Genomic DNA, 16369 nt, shown 5'->3' with positions numbered 1-16369 from the left:
GTGCGCGCGGGCGGCGCCTGCGCCGCTCGGTCGCCGGTCAGATCCGGGTGGCCGCGGCGACGCCGCCCTTCGTGAGGGCCTCGAGGGAGTCGGTGACCAGCTCGCGGAACGTGCCGTTCCCGGGCAGCTCCGCGCCGAACACCTCCTCGAGCGTGAGCAGCGCGTCGACGGCCTCGCGTGCGGTGGCCGCGCCGGCGGTGAGCCGGCGCAGCCGGTCGGCGAGGGGGTCGTCGACGGGCAGCGGGGAGCCGTCCTCGGCCTGCGCGGTCCAGACGTAGCGCATCCAGGCGGCCACGCCGAGGCAGGCGTAGCGGGGCTCCGCGCCCGCGGCGAGCCGGTCGGCGATCGTGCCGAGCAGCCGCTGCGGGAGCTTCTGGGTGCCGTCCATGGCGATCTGGACGGTGCGGTGGCGCAGCGCGGGGTTGTGGAAGCGCTCGATGAGCTCGGCCTGGTAGGCCGCCACGTCGAACCCGTCGGGGACGGTGAGGGTGGGCTCGACGTCGTCGGCCATGAGGTGCGCCACGACGCCCGCGATGCCGGGGTCGGCCATGGCGTCGGCGACGTGCGCGTACCCGGCGAGCGCGCCGAGGTAGGCGAGGGTGGAGTGGCTGCCGTTGAGCAGCCGTAGCTTCATCGCCTCGTACGGCGCCACGTCCGCGGTGAGCACCACCCCGGCGCGCTCCCACGCCGGGCGGCCGGCGGCGAACCGGTCCTCGACCACCCACTGGCGGAACGGCTCGGTGACGACGGTGCCGTGGTCGGTGAACCCGAGCAGCCGGGCGGCCTCGGCGCGGTCGGCGTCGGTGGTGGCCGGGACGATCCGGTCGACCATGGACGAGGGGAACGACACCGACTCAGCGATCCACGCGGCGAGCGCGTCGCCGTCCGCGAGCGCGGCGCAGAAGTCCAGCACGAGCCCGCGCAGCACCGCGCCGTTGGACGGCAGGTTGTCGCAGGACAGCAGCGTGATCGGGCCGGCGTCGGCGGCCCGACGGGCCTGCAGGCCGCGCACCAGCTGCCCCACGACCGTGCGCGGCGGGGCGCCACCTGCGATGTCGGCGGCCACGTCGGGGTCGCTGCGGCGGAGCCTGCCGGTGGCGGGGTCGTGGCGGTAGCCCTTCTCGGTGACCGTGAGCGTCACGAGGCGGGTGGTGGGCGCGGCGAGCAGCGACTGCAGCCGCTCCCCCTCCTCCGCGGCGAACAGCAGGTCGCGCACCGCCCCGGTCACGCGCAGGGAGGTCTCCTCGCCGCGCACGAGCACCGAGTAGAGCCCGTCCTGGGGCCGGAGCTGGTCGATCACCCCGCGGCTGCGCTGGGTGACCCCGCAGATCCCCCAGCCGCCGCCCGCGGCGGCGACGGCCTCCTCGGTGAAGACGGCCTGGTGGGCGCGGTGGAAGGCGCCGATGCCCAGGTGCACGACGCCGACCCGCAGCGCGCGGGGGTCGACGAGCGGGCGCACCTGCTCGGGCAGGTGGGGCAGCGCCGCGAGGCCGAGCCGGGCCATCACCGGCCCGCCTGCGCGTGGGCCGAGCCGGGCTCCGGCCGCGGCGGTGCCGTGGTGGACCGCACGATGAGCTGCGTGGGCAGCCAGCGGCGGGCGGGCTCGGGGGAGTCCCGGGCCTCGAGCCCGTCGAGCAGCAGGTCGACGGCGGCACGGCCGGCCGCCTCCATCGGCATCCGCACGGTGGTGAGCGGCACCGTGGTCATCGACGACATCTCGATGTCGTCGTAGCCGACCACGCTGATGTCCTCGGGCACCGCCACCCCGCGGGCGGCGAGCCGGTTGAGCACGCCCACGGCCATCAGGTCGTTGAAGGCGAGGATGGCCGTGACCCCCCGGGCCAGGGCGAGGTCGGCGGCCTGCACACCGCCCTGGAACGTGGGCGGGAACGGCCCCAGCTCGACGGTCTCGACGTCGCAGGCCGGGGCCGCGGCGCGCAGCCCGCGCAGCCGCTCCTCCCCCGCCCACGACGCCGCGGGCCCGGCGAGGTGGGCGATGCGCCGGTGGCCGAGCGCGGCGAGGTGCTCGAGCGCCTGGCGGGCCCCGTCCGCGGACTCCATGAGCACCGCGGGCAGGCCCGCCTCGTCGCGGTTGACGAGCACGATCGGCGTGGTGCCGACCAGCCGCTCGAGCTGGGCCGGCTCCATCCGCGGCGAGCAGAGCACCACGCCGTCGACCTGCTTGGCCATCGCGCCGACGACCTCGGCCTCGATCCGCGGGTCCTCGGCGGCGTCGGCGAGGAACACGACGTGCCGCACCTCACGGGCGCGGGCCGTGCACCCCTTGAGCATCGCCGAGAAGAACGGGTTGGCCACGTCCGGCACGACCACGCCGATGTTGCCGGTCTTGCCGGTGACCAGCCCGCGCGCGGCCCGGTTCGGCTGGTAGCCGAGCTCCTCGGCCACCTGCAGGACCTTGCGGCGGGTGGCGGCGTTCACCATCTCGGGCATGGTGAACGCCCTGGACACGGTGGACACCGATACCTCGGCGCCCTTCGCGACCTCGTGGATCGTGACCGCCATGCTGCTCCTGTCCGCCGGCTGACATCAGCCTGCAAACCATTGCAGCAACTGTCAAGGACGCAAGCGCTTACGTCACCTCAGCGGCTATCGGCGAACAGCTCGGCCCCCGACGGCGACCCGTTGGACCGCTGCGCGGGCTCCGGGTCGGCGGGCCCCGGTGCGGGCCGCGCCGACTGCTCGGACCGGCGCTCGAACTGCCGGGCCGGCGGGAGCGGCGGGTTGCCGATGATGATGTCGGCCGCCTTCTCGGCGATCATCATCGTGGGCGCGAGGGTGTTGGCGTTGATGAGCGACGGCATCACCGACGCGTCGACCACGCGCAGGCCCTCGAGGCCGTGCACCCGCATCGTGTCCGGGTCCACCACCGCGAGCTCGCCCCGGCCCATCGCCGCGGTGCACGCCGGGTGGTAGCCCACGCGGCCGGTGCGCCGCACCCAGGCCATGATCTCGTCGTCGGTGCGCACGTGCGGCCCGGGGAGGGTCTCGCCGCCGTCGAGGTTGCGGAACGCCGGCTGCCCGAGCAGGTGGCGGGCCTTCTTGATGGCGTCGATCCACCGCGGCCGGTCCATCGGGTCCGACAGGAAGTTGCAGACGATCTTCGGGTGGACCGCCGGGATCGGCGAGGTGATCTTGACCGACCCGCGCGACTCGGACCGCATCACGCCGACGTGCATCTGGTAGCCGTGCGCGGTGACCTCGACCGACTCGTCGGCGCTGTTCATGGCGAGCGGCGCGAGCAGGAACATCAGGTCCGGCTCGTCGCCCTCGGCGTACTCGCTGCGGACGAACCCGCCCGCCTGCATCGGGTTGCGGGTGCCCGGGCCCTTGCCGAACAGCAGCGCGTCGAGCACGACGCCGGGCCACTTCTTCTTGTCGCGGATCTCCGACATGGAGACCGGCTGGATGCACCGGTGCTGGACGTGCACGGCGAGGTGCTCCTGCAGCTGCTCGCCCACGCCGGGCAGGTGGTGCACGACCGGGATGCCGAGCCCGCGCAGGTGGTCGGCGTCGCCCACGCCGGACAGCTGCAGGATCTGCGGCGTGGCGATCGCGCCCGCCGAGAGGATCGTCTCGCTCGCGTGCACGTCGTGCGTCTGGCCCTCGCGGTCGCGGTAGCGCACGCCCACCGCGCGGGTGCCGTCGAAGAGGACCTTGCTCACCAGCGCGTGGGTGCGGACCTCGAGGTTCGGCCGGTCCTCCACCGGGTGCAGGTACGCGGCGGCCGCCGAGGCGCGCTTGCCACCCCGGACCGCCTGGTCCAGCGGGGAGAAGCCCTCCTGCGCGTTGTCGTTGATGTCGGGCACGACCTTGTAGCCGGCCTGCTGGGCCGCCTCGAAGAACGCGTCGAAGATCGGGCCCTCGGCCGGGCCGCGCTGCAGCGTCTGCGGGCCGTTGCGGCCGCGGCCGGTGCCGCGCGGCTCGCCCACGCAGCCCTCCAGCCGCCGGAAGTACGGCTCGCAGTGGGCGTAGTCCCACAGCGGCGAGCCGGTCTCCGCGGCCCACCGGTCGTAACTCGCCTGGTGGCCGCGCTCGTAGAGCATCCCGTTGATGCTGCTGGAGCCGCCGAGGACCTTGCCGCGGGGGTGGGGCAGCCGCCTGCCGTCCAGGTTCGGCTCCGGGTCGGACTCGTAGCGCCAGTCGAAGGTCCGGTGGCCGACCGGGAAGCCCATCGCGAGCGGGAGCTGGATCCGAAGGTCCCACCAGTGGTCGGCGCCACCGGCCTCGAGCAGCAGCACCCGCACCGCCGGGTTGGCGGACAGGCGGTTGGCCAGGATGCACCCGGCCGGACCGCCACCCACGATCACGACGTCGTAGTCGGCACTCGACACGTTGTCCCTCACTCTTCCCCCTCGGCCGGCGCGCGACACCGGCCACCGTCGCCTTGACTCCCCCTGCGCCGGAAGCTTCGGCGCTGCGCGCATCCGGCTATCGAGCGGGCCGTGACCGACGTTAGCCGGATCGGGTGACGCGCGGGTGCGCAGGGGCCTCTTCAGCGTACGGCGTACCAGCCGGCGCCCGTCGTTCTCCCGCGCGGTGCAGAATCTGAACGTGCTGTTCACCGAATCGTCACCCGGCGGGCAGGCCGCACCTGCGAGGCGGCGGTGACGGAGCTCGAGGTCACCCGGTTGCTGCAGAACCCGCTCGGACAGCCCGCGCCGGAGGGCGAGCGGGGCGACATCGTGCGCGTGAGCGACGGCACGCGCACGCTCTACCTCACGCCACGCGAGTACGAGGAGGCCACCGAGCAGCAGCTGCGCTACCGGCTGGCCGCCGAGGGCCGCGCGCGCCCGAGCGCGTGACGATCAGGTGACGATCGGTCAGCTGCCGCCCTCGTGCGCCGAGTCGTAGCCGAGGTCGCCGTGCAGGTCGGGGGCGAACGACGGCGCAGCGGTCGCCCCGACGGCGGTGCGCGGCGCCGAGCGCGGCCGCGGGATGTCGTTCAGGGCGGAGTGGACCTCGTGCGCGAGGTCGTACCCGTAGTCCCCGGAGTACTCCTGATCGGCCGACACCACGCCTCCCCTCCTCGGGCCGCCCCACGGCCCGAAACGCTGACGCTGCGCGACCACGTGCATCCGGTCGGTGCCGACGATCATCGCTCGCGCGGGTGTCGTCCGCAAGACGTCGGAACGCTCGGCCACCCGGCCGGAGGAGATCCGGCCGGCATCCGGCGCCACCCACCGTCCTGTGATCGATCTCTCGGCCGCTTCGCCCCGCGCGGGCCCGGTGCGAGACTCGCGCCCGTGCGCATCGCCGTCTGCACCGTGAGCCTCCCGGAGTGGACGCCCGAGGAGGCGGTCGCCGAAGTTGCGGCGCTCGGGTTCGACGGCATCGAGTGGCGGGTGGCCGACGACCCCGCCACGGACGACCCGCCCGACTTCTGGCGCGGCAACCGCTGCACGCTGCAGGCGTCGAGCCTCGCCCGGGACGCGCCCCGGATCCGGGAGCTCACCCGCGACGCGGGCCTCGAGGTGCCCGCGATCGGCCCGTACGCCCGCTGCGACGACCTCGACGCCGTCGAGCGGCTCATGCGCGGGGCGGCCGCGCTGGGGGCGCCGCGGATGCGCGTGCAGGTCGGCGCGCCCGGGCCGGAGGGCTACCGCGAGACGTTCGCCCGCAGGCGCGACGAGTTCCGCGCCGTGGCCGACCTGGCGCTGCAGCACGGCGTGCAGGCGCTGCTGGAGCTGCACCACCAGACGATCATCGCCAGCGCGTCGGCCGCGGCGCGCTTCCTCGACGGGATCGACCCGCGCGCCGTCGGCGTGATCCACGACGTGGGCAACATGCTGCGCGAGGGCTACGAGTTCGACCCCTGGAGCCTGGAGATCCTCGGCGAGCACCTCGCCCACGTCCACGTCAAGAACACGCAGCTCGTGCCGGCGCCGGACTCCTCCCCGCCGTGGACCTGGGAGTGGGCGCCCCTGCGGACGGGCGCCGCGCCGCTGCAGCGCCTCTTCGACGCCCTCGCCGGCGTCGGCTACACGGGCTGGGTGTCGCTGGAGGACTTCTCCACCGCGGTCCCCCTCCGGGAGCGGCTCGCCGACGATCTCGCCTACGTCCGACAGCTCACCGCACAGGGTGCCCCCGTCCGGGTGAAGTAGCGCCCGCACCCTGGCCGAACGGGCAGGACAGGTGCACCGTCGCAACGCGACACGCCCACCAGCGAGTCGCCGTCGAGAGGGAGCACCTGGATGAGCCAGCGCACGACCGCGCTCGCCCCGCCCGCCGCCCCGCACCGCCCCGCCGAGGCCCTCGTCGTGATGGCGGACGAGCCCGACGTCCCGGGCTGGGTGGCGCGCGCCTGCCGCCGATCGGGCCGCCCCGTGCGCATCGAGCCCGCACCCGGCAGCCCCGAGGACCGCCTGCTCACGATCGCCGCGCTCGCCGGGCGCAGCGTGCTGGTGATGCGCCCACCGGGCGCGGGCCGGGCGGGCACCGGCCGGGTGGTCGCCGCGGTCCGCGACCTGCCCGCGGACGCGGGCGTCCTGGACGAGGCCGCCGTCGCCGCCGCCGCGCTCGACACCGTGATCGAGCCCGTGCACTGCGTCCCGCTCTCCTTCGGCGAGCGCAGCGTCGGGCTCACCGACGCGCTCGCCCGCGGCCACCAGGTGCTCGACGAGGCGGTCGCGCACCTGTCCGCGGCGGCGCCGGGGCGCACCGTCGTCCCCCGGCTGCTGCGGGTGCACCCGCACGAGCTCGTGGGCGAGGGGCTCGACGCCGACCTGCTCGTGCTCGGCGGCCCGCGCCACCGCATCCCGGCCCGCGTCGGGCTCGTCGGGTGCAGCGCCGTGCAGCACGCACCCTGCCCGGTGCTGCTCGCCGCCCGCCCGGCCTGAGCCCGCGCGGTCAGGCCGGTTCCCCGCCCCCGATCCGGCGGGACCGCACCGCGCGGTAGGTGCGCTCCAGCGCGGTCATCGTCCGGTCGTAGGAGCGCTGCGCCACGGCCACGAACAGGCAGTCGATCACCGCGAGCTGGGCGATCCGGCTCGCCATCGCCCCGGAGCGGAACGTGGTCTCCCGCGCGGCGGTCGCGAGCACCAGGTCGGCCTGCTCGGTGATCGGCGACGGCACGAAGTTGGTGATCGCGATCGTGCGGGCGCCCGACCCGCGCGCGACCCGCAGCGCGTCGACGGTGTCGACCGTGGACCCGGTGTGCGAGATCCCGATCGCGGCGCACCCGTCGTCCAGCAGGGCGGCCGAGGTGAGGGCGGCGTGCGGGTCCGGCCAGACGAATGCGAGCAGGCCGATGCGGTGCAGCTTCTGGTGCAGGTCCTGGCCGACGAACCCGCTCGCGCCGATGCCGTAGACGTCGATCCGCCGGGCCGTCGCGACGGCGTCCACGGCGGCGGCGAGCGCGTCGAGGTCGAGGGTGGCGGTGGTGTCCTGCACGGCGGCCGCGTCGCTGAAGCCGATCTTGGCGACGATGTCGGAGAGCGTGTCGTCGCGGTCGATGTCCGCCGAGAGCGCCGGGCCCTCGGCCGCGGACTCGCGGCCGGTCTCGCGGGCGAGCGCGAGCCGCAGCTCCGGGTAGCCCGAAAGGCCCGCGGAGCGGCAGAACCGCATGACGGTGGCCACCGACGTCGCGCACTCCTGCGCCAGCCGACCGATCGGCAGCTCCGCGGTGCCCGCCGGGTCCCGCAGCACGGCCTCCGCCACCCGGCGTTGCGCCGGGTGCAGCGACGGGGTCAGGGCGCGGATCCGCACGAGGACGCTCACGCCCGCAGTATCCACGCGGTATCCCCGGTGACGGAAACTTGTTACATCCTGATCGACGTTCGCGGAAACTCTTGACCTGGGCGCCGCTTCCGTGATCCGGTACCGGCCATGCGTCGTGCGACGGGTGCGGTGGTGGCGGCGTGCGCGGTGGTGCTGGCCGCGTGCTCGGGTGGCGGTGCGGCACCGTCCGGCGGTGCGGCCGCGAGCAGCCTGGTGGTCGGGGCGACCTCCGACCCCGACACCCTCTTCCCCTGGAAGGCCACCCAGTTCCAGGCCGTGAACGTGCTCGAGCAGCTCTACGGCACGCTCACCGAGTTGGACGCCGACCTGGAGGTGGTGCCCGGCCTCGCCGAGTCGTGGGAGGTGAGCGAGGACGGCACGACGGTCACGTTCACCCTGCGCGAGGGCGTCACGTTCGCCGACGGCAGCGCGTTCGACTCCGCCGACGTCAAGGCCTCCCTCGACCGGATCCGCGACGAGGCCACCGGCGCCGTCGCGCGGGCGAGCCTGGAGTCCGTCGCCTCGGTGGAGGCGCCCGACCCCCGCACCGTCGTGCTCACCCTCACCGGCCCGGACGCCGGGCTGCTGGCCGCGCTCGCCTCGGTGAACCTCGCGATCCTGCCCAGCGACGCCACCGAGGAGGCCCTGCAGGCCACCCCGAACGGCACCGGGCCGTTCACGCTCACCCAGCGCACGCCCAACCAGTCGATCGTGCTCGAGCCCAACCCGAACTTCTGGGGTGGGGCGCCGAAGGTGCCGTCGCTGGAGTTCCGGGTGATCCCCGACGAGACCTCGATCGTCGCCGCTATGCAGTCCGGCAACGTGTCGTTCGCGGTGTTCGACGACCCGCTGGTCGCGCAGAGCGCGGAGGGGTCCGGGCTCACCGTCACGAAGACGCCGCAGCTGTCCTACCACGTGCTGCAGCTCAACGCCCGCCGGGCGCCGCTCGACAACCTCGACGTGCGGCTGGCGATCCAGTGCGCCATCGACCGCCAACAGGTCCTGGACACGGCCGCGCTGGGCGAGGGGGAGGTGACCGGACCGATCACCTCCCCCGCCTACCGGTCCGACCCGGCGGCGCGGCCCTGCCCGCAGCGCGACCTCGACGCGGCCAAGCGCCACCTCGCCGCCGCGGGGCACGCGGGCGGCCTCACGCTCTCGACGATCGTGTCGCAGGGCGAGTACGCCACCTCGGTCAACGAGGCCACCAACATCCAGGCCCAGCTCGCCGAGGCGGGCATCACCCTGAACCTCGAGGTGCTCGAGTCCGGCGCCTACGTCGACCGCTGGGTCGCCGCCGACTTCGAGACCGCCGTGGCGCTCAACGGCGGCCGCCCCGACCCGGACGGCATGTACGGGCGCTACTTCACCTCGACCGGCAACCTCAACGAGGTCGCGGGCTACTCCTCCCCCGAGCTCGACGCCCTGTTCGCCCAGGGCAAGGCCACCAGCGACCCCGAGGCGCGCAAGGCGATCTACCAGGAGGTCTCGCGCCACCTCGAGGACAACGCCGTCTGGGTGTGGCTCTTCACGAGCTACACCTACACCGCCACCGGCCCCGAGGTCAGCGGGTTCACCCCGATGGCCAACGGTTCGCTGAAGTTCCTGCGCGAGACCACCGTCGGCGGCTCATGATCGCTCGGCACCCGCTGCTCCGGCGCGTCCTCGAGGCGCTCGCCACCCTCCTCGGCGTCGCGGTGCTGGTGTTCGTCATGCTGCGGGCGATCCCCGGCGACCAGGTCACGGCGAGCCTCGGCACCGAGGCCGCCGCCCTCACCCCGGCCCAGCGCGCCGCGCTCGAGGCCTACTACGGCCTGGACCAGCCGCTGCCGGTGCAGTTCCTGTCCTGGCTCGGCGCCGTCGCCACCGGCAACCTCGGTGCCTCGCAGCGCACCGGCGAGTCGGTCCTCGACATGACGGCCTCCGCGCTGCCCATCACGCTCGAGCTCGCCGTCCTCTCGCTCCTGATCGGGCTCGTCCTCGGCATCGCGGCGGCGATGCTGTCGGCGTCGCGTCCGAACTCCGCGCGGGACGCGGTCGGTCAGGCCGTCGGCCTCGCCGGGCTCTCGGTGCCCGCGTTCCTGCTCGGCTCGGCCCTGCTCGCGCTCTCGTCGCGGTTCCTCGGTTACAACCCCAACGCCGAGCAGTTCGCGCCGCTCACCGCCGACCCGTGGCTGCACCTGCAGCAGCTCGTCATGCCCGCCCTCGTGCTGGGGTTCGGCCTCGCCGCCCCGATCATGCGCACCGCCCGGTCGGCCCTGCTGGAGGTCCGCTCCCAGGACTACGTGCGCACCGCCCGCGGCAAGGGCGTCGGGCCGCGGCGGCTCGCGCTGCGGCACGTCCTGCCCGGCGCGCTCGTCCCGATCGTCACGATGACCGGCCTGCAGTTCGGCTACCTGCTCGGCGGCGCCGTGGTCGTCGAGCAGATCTTCTCCGTGCCCGGCATCGGCAGGCAGGTGCTGCTCGGCATCCAACAGAAGGAGTACGCGGTCGTGCAGAGCACCGTGCTCGTGATCGCGCTGACGTTCGTGCTGGTCAACCTCGGCACCGACCTGCTGTACCGGGTGATCGACCCGCGGGTGCGCGCCGCATGACCGCCGCCACCGGCACCCCCTCGCCCGAGGGCGGCGCCCCGATCGAGCTCGCCGGCGCGGGCGGGCGGCGCGGCCTGGTCCGCCGCACGCTCGCCGGCCGCACCGGCGCCGCCGGCGCCGTGCTCGTCGCCGTCGTCGCGCTCGGCGCGCTCGCCGCCGCGCTCGGCCTCCTGGGCGACCCGCTCGCCCAGGCCCCCGCGGAACGGCTCTCCGGCCCGTCGGCGCGGCACTGGTTCGGCACCGACCAGTTCGGCCGCGACGTGTTCGCCCGCTCCGCCGCGGGCGCGGCCGCATCGCTGCAGATCGCCGTCGTCGCGGTCGCCATCGCCGCGGTGGTGGGCACGGCCGCGGGCGTCGCGGGGGCGTACTTCCGCGGCTGGTCGGACCGGACGGTCCTCGGCGTCACGAACGTGCTGTTCGCGTTCCCGCCGCTGCTGCTCGCGCTCGCGCTCGCCTCGGCGTTCACCCGGACCTGGCTCACCGTCGCCGTCGCCATCGCCATCGTCTACACACCGATCTTCGTGCGGGTCGCCCGCGGCCCGGTGCTCACGTTGCGCGAGGTCGACTTCGTGCGCGCCACCACCGTGCTCGGGTTCTCCCCGCTGCGCACGCTGGTGCGCCACGTGCTGCCGGGCATCGCCCCGATCGTGATCGTGCAGGTCACGCTGTCGCTGTCGTGGGCGGTGCTCACCGAGGCGTCGCTGTCGTTCCTCGGGCTCGGCACCCCGCCGCCCGCCCCGTCGCTGGGCGCGATGGTGCTGGAGGCCCGGGTGCTGGTGAACGTCGCCTGGTGGACGATGGCCGCCCCCGGCGCCGTGATCGTCGCGCTCGTGGTGGGGCTCAACCTGCTCGGCGACGGGCTGCGCGACGCCCTCGACCCGCGGAACGGAGGTGGCCGGTGACCCCCGAGCGGGCCGGCTCGCAGGCAGGTAGCGGTGCTGCGGAGCTCGACGGGCTCGAGACCGAGCGCGTCGACCCCCGCTACGCCACCATCGACCGGGCGAGCGTCGCCGAGCTCGCCGAGCTCATGAACGAGGCCGACGCCACCGTCCCCCTCGCCGTCCGGGCCGCGCTGCCGCAGATCGTGCCCGCCATCGAGGCGGTGACGCAGCGGATGCGCGACGGCGGGCGGCTGCTCTACGTCGGCGCGGGCACGCCCGGGCGGCTCGGCGTGCTCGACGCCTCCGAGTGCCCGCCGACGTTCAGCTCGCCGCCCGAGCTGGTCCGGGGCCTGATCGCGGGCGGCGAGGCGGCGATGTTCACCGCGCAGGAGGGCGTCGAGGACGACGTGGACGCCGGGCGGGCCGCGATCGCGGCCGAGGGCGTGGGGCCAGCCGACTCGATCGTCGGGATCACCGCGAGCGGCCGCACCCCGTACGTCCTCGCCGCCGTCGAGGAGGCGCGCCGGCGGGGCGCGCTCACCGTCGGGCTGTCGTGCAACGCCGGCACGGCGCTGTCGGCCGCCGTCGAGCACCCCGTCGAGGTGGTGGTCGGGCCCGAGGTGGTGGCCGGCTCCACCCGGCTCAAGGCCGGCACCGCCCAGAAGCTGGTGCTGAACATGTTCTCGACGATCGCGATGGTCCAGCTGGGCAAGACCTACGGCAATCTCATGGTCGACCTGGCCGCCACCAACGCCAAGCTGCGGGAGCGGGCCCTGCGCATGGTCCGCACCGTCACCGGCGCCTCCCGGGAGCGGGCCGAGGAGGCCCTCGAGGCCTCCGGGATGCGGGTGAAGCTCGCGATCCTGCGCATCGAACGCGGCCTGGACGCCGACGAGGCGGCCGCCCGGCTCGCCGCCGCGGGCGGGCGGCTGCGCGACGTGCTGGAGCAGCCGTGAAGGTCCTCGGGCTGATCTCGGGCACGTCGCACGACGGGATCGACGCCGCCGTCGTCGACTTCGACCTGGCCGACGGGGTGCTGCACGGCCACGTCACCGCCGCCTCGAGCACGCCGTACGACCCCGCGCTGCGGGCCCGGCTGCGCGCGGCGCTGCCGCCCGCCGCCACCACCCTCGCCGAGGTGTGCGCGCTCGACACCCTCATCGGGCAGGCGTTCGCCGACGCGGCCGCGGCCGCCGCGTCCCCGGGCGGCGTCGACGCCGCCTGCTCACACGGCCAGACCGTCTACCACTGGGTGGAGGGCACCCGGGCGCTGGGCACCCTGCAGATCGGGCAGCCCGCCTGGATCGCCGAGCGCCTCGGCGTGCCGGTGGTGAGCGACGTGCGCATCCGCGACATCACCGCGAGCGGGCAGGGCGCCCCGCTCGTCTCCCACCTCGACACGCTCCTGCTCGCCGGGCTGCCCGGCACGCCGGCCGCGCTGAACCTCGGCGGCATCGCCAACGTCACCGTCCCCTCCCGCGGGCTCGCGTGGGACACCGGCCCGGCGAACGCCCTGATCGACGCCGCCGTCGTGCGCACCGGCGCCCACCCGGCCGGCTACGACGTCGACGGCGCGATCGCTGCCCGCGGCCGCGTGGACGAGCGGCTGCTCGCCGACCTCCTCGCCGAGCCCTACTACCGGTTGCCGCCGCCCAAGACGACCGGCAAGGAGCTGTTCCACGACGGCTACCTGGAGCCGCACCTCGGGATGGAGCCCGCCGACCTGGTCGCGACGCTCACCGCCCTCACCGCGCGCACGGTGGCCGACGCGGTGCGCGGCGCGGGGGTCGACACCCTCGTCGTCTCCGGCGGGGGCGCGGCCAACCCGACCCTGATGGCGATGCTCGCCGCCGAGCTGCCCGGCGTCCGGATCCTGCGCTCGGCCGAGCTGGGCGCCCCCGGCGACGCCAAGGAGGCGATCGCGTTCGCCCTGATCGGCTGGCAGACGCTGCACGGGCTACCCGCGACGCTGCCGTCGTGCACCGGGGCGCGCGGCGCGCGGATCCTCGGCACGATCACCCCCGGGTCGGGCCCGCTCGCCCTGCCCGCGCCCGTCAAGCCGCCGTCCGCGCTGCGGCTCTCCGTCGCGGAGGGGGTCGCGTGAGCGCGCCCGTGCTGGAGGTGCACGACCTCGCCGTCGGCACCCGCGACCTGGAGATCGTGCACGGCGTCGACCTCGTGCTGCGCCGCGGCGAGACCGTCGGGGTGGTCGGCGAGAGCGGCTCGGGCAAGTCGGTGACGATGCTCGCGTTGATGCGGCTGCTCGGCGAGCCGCTGCGGATCACCCGCGGCAGCGTGCGGTTCTGCGGCCGCGACCTCGCGACGCTCCCCGAACCGCAGATGCGCGCGCTGCGCGGGCGCGAGATCGCGATGGTCTACCAGGACCCCATGACCTCCCTGCACCCGCTCATCCGGGTGGGCGACCAGGTCGCCGAGGTCATGCGGGTGCACGGCGTGGACGCCCGCGAGGCCCGGGAGCGCACCCTCGAGCTGTTCGCCCGCGTCGGCATCCCCGACCCGGGCCGCACGGTGCGCGCCTACCCGCACGAGTTCTCCGGCGGGATGCGCCAGCGCGTGGTCATCGCGATGGCGCTCGCGCTGCGCCCGACCCTGCTGATCGCCGACGAGCCGACCACCGCCCTCGACGTCACGATCCAGCAGCAGATCCTCGGGCTCGTCGCCGAGCTGCAGCGCGAGCTGGGGATGACCACGATCTGGGTGACCCACGACCTGGGCGTCGTGGCCCGCCTCGTCGAGCGTGTGGTCGTGATGTACGGCGGGCACGTCGTCGAGGACGCGCCGGTGCGGCAGATCTTCGCCGCGCCGCAGCACCCCTACACCGCCCGGCTGCTCGCGTCGCTGCCCAACCCCGCCGACGACGCCCGACCGCCGCTCGCGCAGATCCCCGGGCGGCCACCGCTGCCGACCGAACGCGTCGAGGGCTGCCCGTTCCGCCCGCGCTGCCTGCAGGCCCGCGACGTGTGCGCGCAGCGGCCGCCGCTGCAGGAACGGGGCGCGGGCCGGGCGGCGTGCTGGGTCCCGGCCGAGGAGTGGACCTGATGCTCGAAGCCGTCGACCTCGTCAAGCGGTACCCGGTCCGCGGCACCGACGCGGTGGTGCACGCGCTCAACGGCGTGTCGTTCACGCTCGCGCCCGGCGAGACGCTCGGCATCGTCGGCGAGTCCGGCTGCGGCAAGTCGACGCTGGCCCGGGTGCTGGTGCGGCTGGAGGACCCGACGAGCGGGCGGGTGCTGCTCGACGGCGTGGACCTCACCGCCCTGCGCGGCCGGGCGCTGCGGGCGCACCGCCGCCACATCCAGATGGTGTTCCAGGACCCGTTCTCCTCCCTCGACCCGCGCCAGTCGGTCGGCGCCGCCCTCGACGAGGTGCTCGCCGTGCACGGCCTGCGCCGCCCGGGGCGGGTCGAGGAGCTGCTGGACCTCGTCGGGCTCCCCGCCGAGTTCGCCCGGCGCCTGCCGCACGAGATGTCGGGCGGGCAGCGCCAGCGCGTCGGCATCGCGCGGGCGCTCGCGCCCGAGCCGCGGGTGCTGCTGCTCGACGAGCCGGTGTCGGCGCTGGACGTGTCGGTGCGGGCCGAGGTGATGAACCTGCTCGCCCACCTGCGCGACGAGCTGGGCCTGGCGCAGGTGTTCATCAGCCACGACATGGCGATGGTCCGCCAGATCAGCGACCGCGTCGCCGTCATGTACTTCGGGCGGGTCGTCGAGGAGGGCGGCTGGCGCGAGGTCCTCACCGACCCGCTGCACCCCTACACGGCGGGGCTGCGCGCCGCGGTGCCGGTGCCCGACCCGACGGTCGCGCAGCCGCTCACCCCGACCGTGGTGGGTGAGGTGCCCGACCCGGTCCGCCCGCCCGCGGGCTGCCCGTTCCACCCGCGCTGCCCGGTCGCGGAGGACGTCTGCCGCGCCGAGCTGCCCCCGCTGGCGGAGATCCGCACCGGCCGCCGCGCGGCCTGCCACGTCGCCGCCCGCTCCGAGGCCGTTCGGTGACGCTGCGGGGCGTCGTCGACGCGCTCGTGGCGCGGGGCGCCGCGCCGGGGGCGTGCCTCGCCGTGCGCGCGCCAGGGGTGGACGCGCTCGCCGTCGCCGGGCACCGGCAGGTGCTCGGGGTCGACGTGCCGCTGCCGATGACCGCTGCGACCGCCCACGACCTCGCGTCGGTCACCAAGCTGTTCACCACCACGGCGCTCGCCGCGCTCGGCGTCGACCCGGCGGACCCGCTGCGCCGCCACCTCCCCGACGCTCCCCCGGTCACGGTGGACGACCTGCTGCTGCACCGCGCCGGCCTGTGGGAGTGGTGGCCGACCTACTGCGACGCGGCGGGCCCCGAGGAGGGCGCCCGGCTCGCCCGCACGCTGCCGCCGCGCTACCCGGCCGGCCACGGGCGCCACTACTCCGACCTCGGGTTCATGCTGCTCGGGCAGGTGGTCGAGGCCGCCGCGGGGGCCGCGCTGCCCACCGCGATGGCCGAGCTGGTGCTCGCCCCGGCCGGGTTGACCCGGACCGCCTACGGCGCCCCGGTCGGGCCGGAGGTCGCCGCGAGCGGGTGGGGGGACGCCATCGAGCAGCGGATGCTCGCCACCGGCGAGCCCTACCCGGTGCCCCGCTCCCCCGCCGACTTCACCGGGTGGCGCGACCACGTGATCGTCGGCGAGGTGGCCGACGGCAACGCCTTCCACACGTTCGCCGGCGTGTCCGGGCACGCCGGGCTGTTCTCGACCGTGGGGGACCTGCTGCGGCTCGGCGAGGCGCTGTGCGCGTCGGCCCGCGGCGAGGGGCCGTGGCCGGCCGTGCGCGGGTACCTCGCGCCCGGACCGGACGCGGGCCAGTCGCGCGGCTTCCGCTCGTGGACCACCACCGTGGCCGGCTGCACCGCCACCGCCTACGGACACCCCGGCTACACCGGGACCACGCTCGCCGTCCTGCCGGAGCACGGGGCGAGCGTCGTGCTCGCCACCAACCGGCTGCAGGTGCGCGGCGAGCCGACGCCGAACGAACAGATGTGGCTGCCCGCCCTGCAGGCCGCGCACCGGCTGCTGCACCGGGAAGCGGCCCGCTAGGCTAGGCCACCGGAGAACCGCGGGTTCAGGAAAGCCACATTCATGAACCTGGGCTTCAGGAAAGCCACATTCCTGAA

The 16369-nt window shown here is 75.2% G+C and carries 16 protein-coding genes; 11 read left to right on the top strand and 5 right to left on the bottom strand.

What is annotated here, in order from left to right; all coding sequences use genetic code 11:
- Positions 1-37: 37 nt before the first annotated feature.
- The 3 genes from VKZ81_RS07630 to VKZ81_RS07620 all read right to left on the bottom strand — a co-directional run bounded on the left by VKZ81_RS07630 (position 38) and on the right by VKZ81_RS07620 (position 4352).
- A complete protein-coding gene (locus VKZ81_RS07630) occupies positions 38-1504 on the bottom strand; it encodes a mannitol dehydrogenase family protein (protein WP_324240731.1) in 1467 nt (488 codons plus the stop codon).
- Entirely contained in the window at positions 1504-2523 is a 1020-nt protein-coding gene (locus tag VKZ81_RS07625) for a LacI family DNA-binding transcriptional regulator (protein WP_324240730.1), read from the bottom strand. Before VKZ81_RS07625 ends, VKZ81_RS07630 begins: the two co-directional genes overlap by 1 nt.
- Positions 2524-2600: 77 nt before the next feature.
- The gene (locus VKZ81_RS07620) at positions 2601-4352 is read right to left on the bottom strand and encodes a choline dehydrogenase (protein ID WP_324240729.1); all 1752 of its coding nucleotides are present in this window, start codon (positions 4350-4352) and stop codon (positions 2601-2603) included.
- Between the two features lie 273 nt (positions 4353-4625).
- Between VKZ81_RS07620 and VKZ81_RS07615 the strand changes: the two genes are divergently transcribed.
- On the top strand, positions 4626-4823 hold the full coding sequence (locus tag VKZ81_RS07615; protein WP_324240728.1) for a hypothetical protein: 198 nt from the start codon (positions 4626-4628) through the stop codon (positions 4821-4823).
- A gap of 18 nt (positions 4824-4841) precedes the next feature.
- Here the strand turns inward: VKZ81_RS07615 and VKZ81_RS07610 are convergent, their stop codons facing one another.
- Positions 4842-5033 (bottom strand): hypothetical protein, encoded by a 192-nt coding sequence (locus VKZ81_RS07610; protein WP_324240727.1) that lies wholly within the window; start codon positions 5031-5033, stop codon positions 4842-4844.
- 231 nt (positions 5034-5264) lie between these two features.
- On the opposite strand from VKZ81_RS07610, the gene VKZ81_RS07605 reads away from it, so the two are divergent.
- Both VKZ81_RS07605 and VKZ81_RS07600 read left to right on the top strand, forming a co-directional pair.
- Complete coding sequence (locus VKZ81_RS07605) at positions 5265-6122, top strand: sugar phosphate isomerase/epimerase family protein (protein ID WP_324240726.1); 858 nt, start codon at positions 5265-5267, stop codon at positions 6120-6122.
- A gap of 90 nt (positions 6123-6212) precedes the next feature.
- A complete protein-coding gene (locus VKZ81_RS07600) occupies positions 6213-6857 on the top strand; it encodes a universal stress protein (RefSeq protein ID WP_324240725.1) in 645 nt (214 codons plus the stop codon).
- Positions 6858-6867: 10 nt separating this feature from the next.
- Here VKZ81_RS07600 and VKZ81_RS07595 read toward each other — a convergent pair whose 3' ends face one another.
- Positions 6868-7737 carry a MurR/RpiR family transcriptional regulator gene (locus tag VKZ81_RS07595; RefSeq protein ID WP_324240724.1) on the bottom strand — a complete coding sequence of 290 codons (870 nt, stop codon included), beginning with the start codon at positions 7735-7737 and terminating at the stop codon, positions 6868-6870.
- A 108-nt stretch (positions 7738-7845) separates the two neighbouring features.
- Here VKZ81_RS07595 and VKZ81_RS07590 point away from each other — a divergent pair, with 108 nt between their 5' ends.
- From VKZ81_RS07590 to VKZ81_RS07555, 8 genes are read left to right on the top strand one after another with little or no spacing between them, the layout of a single operon-like run.
- On the top strand, positions 7846-9372 hold the full coding sequence (locus VKZ81_RS07590; protein WP_324240723.1) for an ABC transporter substrate-binding protein: 1527 nt from the start codon (positions 7846-7848) through the stop codon (positions 9370-9372).
- A complete protein-coding gene (locus VKZ81_RS07585) occupies positions 9369-10331 on the top strand; it encodes an ABC transporter permease (RefSeq protein ID WP_324240722.1) in 963 nt (320 codons plus the stop codon). The genes VKZ81_RS07590 and VKZ81_RS07585 overlap by 4 nt, the downstream gene beginning before the upstream one ends.
- On the top strand, positions 10328-11233 hold the full coding sequence (locus VKZ81_RS07580; RefSeq protein ID WP_324240721.1) for an ABC transporter permease: 906 nt from the start codon (positions 10328-10330) through the stop codon (positions 11231-11233). Before VKZ81_RS07585 ends, VKZ81_RS07580 begins: the two co-directional genes overlap by 4 nt.
- The gene (gene murQ / locus VKZ81_RS07575; RefSeq protein ID WP_324240720.1) at positions 11230-12168 is read left to right on the top strand and encodes an N-acetylmuramic acid 6-phosphate etherase; all 939 of its coding nucleotides are present in this window, start codon (positions 11230-11232) and stop codon (positions 12166-12168) included. The genes VKZ81_RS07580 and murQ overlap by 4 nt, the downstream gene beginning before the upstream one ends.
- A complete protein-coding gene (locus VKZ81_RS07570; RefSeq protein WP_324240719.1) occupies positions 12165-13316 on the top strand; it encodes an anhydro-N-acetylmuramic acid kinase in 1152 nt (383 codons plus the stop codon). Before murQ ends, VKZ81_RS07570 begins: the two co-directional genes overlap by 4 nt.
- The gene (locus tag VKZ81_RS07565; protein WP_324240718.1) at positions 13313-14272 is read left to right on the top strand and encodes an ABC transporter ATP-binding protein; all 960 of its coding nucleotides are present in this window, start codon (positions 13313-13315) and stop codon (positions 14270-14272) included. Before VKZ81_RS07570 ends, VKZ81_RS07565 begins: the two co-directional genes overlap by 4 nt.
- On the top strand, positions 14272-15222 hold the full coding sequence (locus tag VKZ81_RS07560) for an ABC transporter ATP-binding protein (protein ID WP_324240717.1): 951 nt from the start codon (positions 14272-14274) through the stop codon (positions 15220-15222). Before VKZ81_RS07565 ends, VKZ81_RS07560 begins: the two co-directional genes overlap by 1 nt.
- The gene (locus VKZ81_RS07555; RefSeq protein ID WP_324240716.1) at positions 15219-16292 is read left to right on the top strand and encodes a serine hydrolase domain-containing protein; all 1074 of its coding nucleotides are present in this window, start codon (positions 15219-15221) and stop codon (positions 16290-16292) included. The genes VKZ81_RS07560 and VKZ81_RS07555 overlap by 4 nt, the downstream gene beginning before the upstream one ends.
- Positions 16293-16369: the final 77 nt, after the last annotated feature.

Origin of the sequence: Pseudonocardia sp. (genome assembly GCF_035305885.1) — a bacterium.
Taxonomy (GTDB): Bacteria; Actinomycetota; Actinomycetes; order Mycobacteriales; family Pseudonocardiaceae; genus Pseudonocardia.
This window is presented reverse-complemented; position numbering and strand designations above follow the sequence as displayed.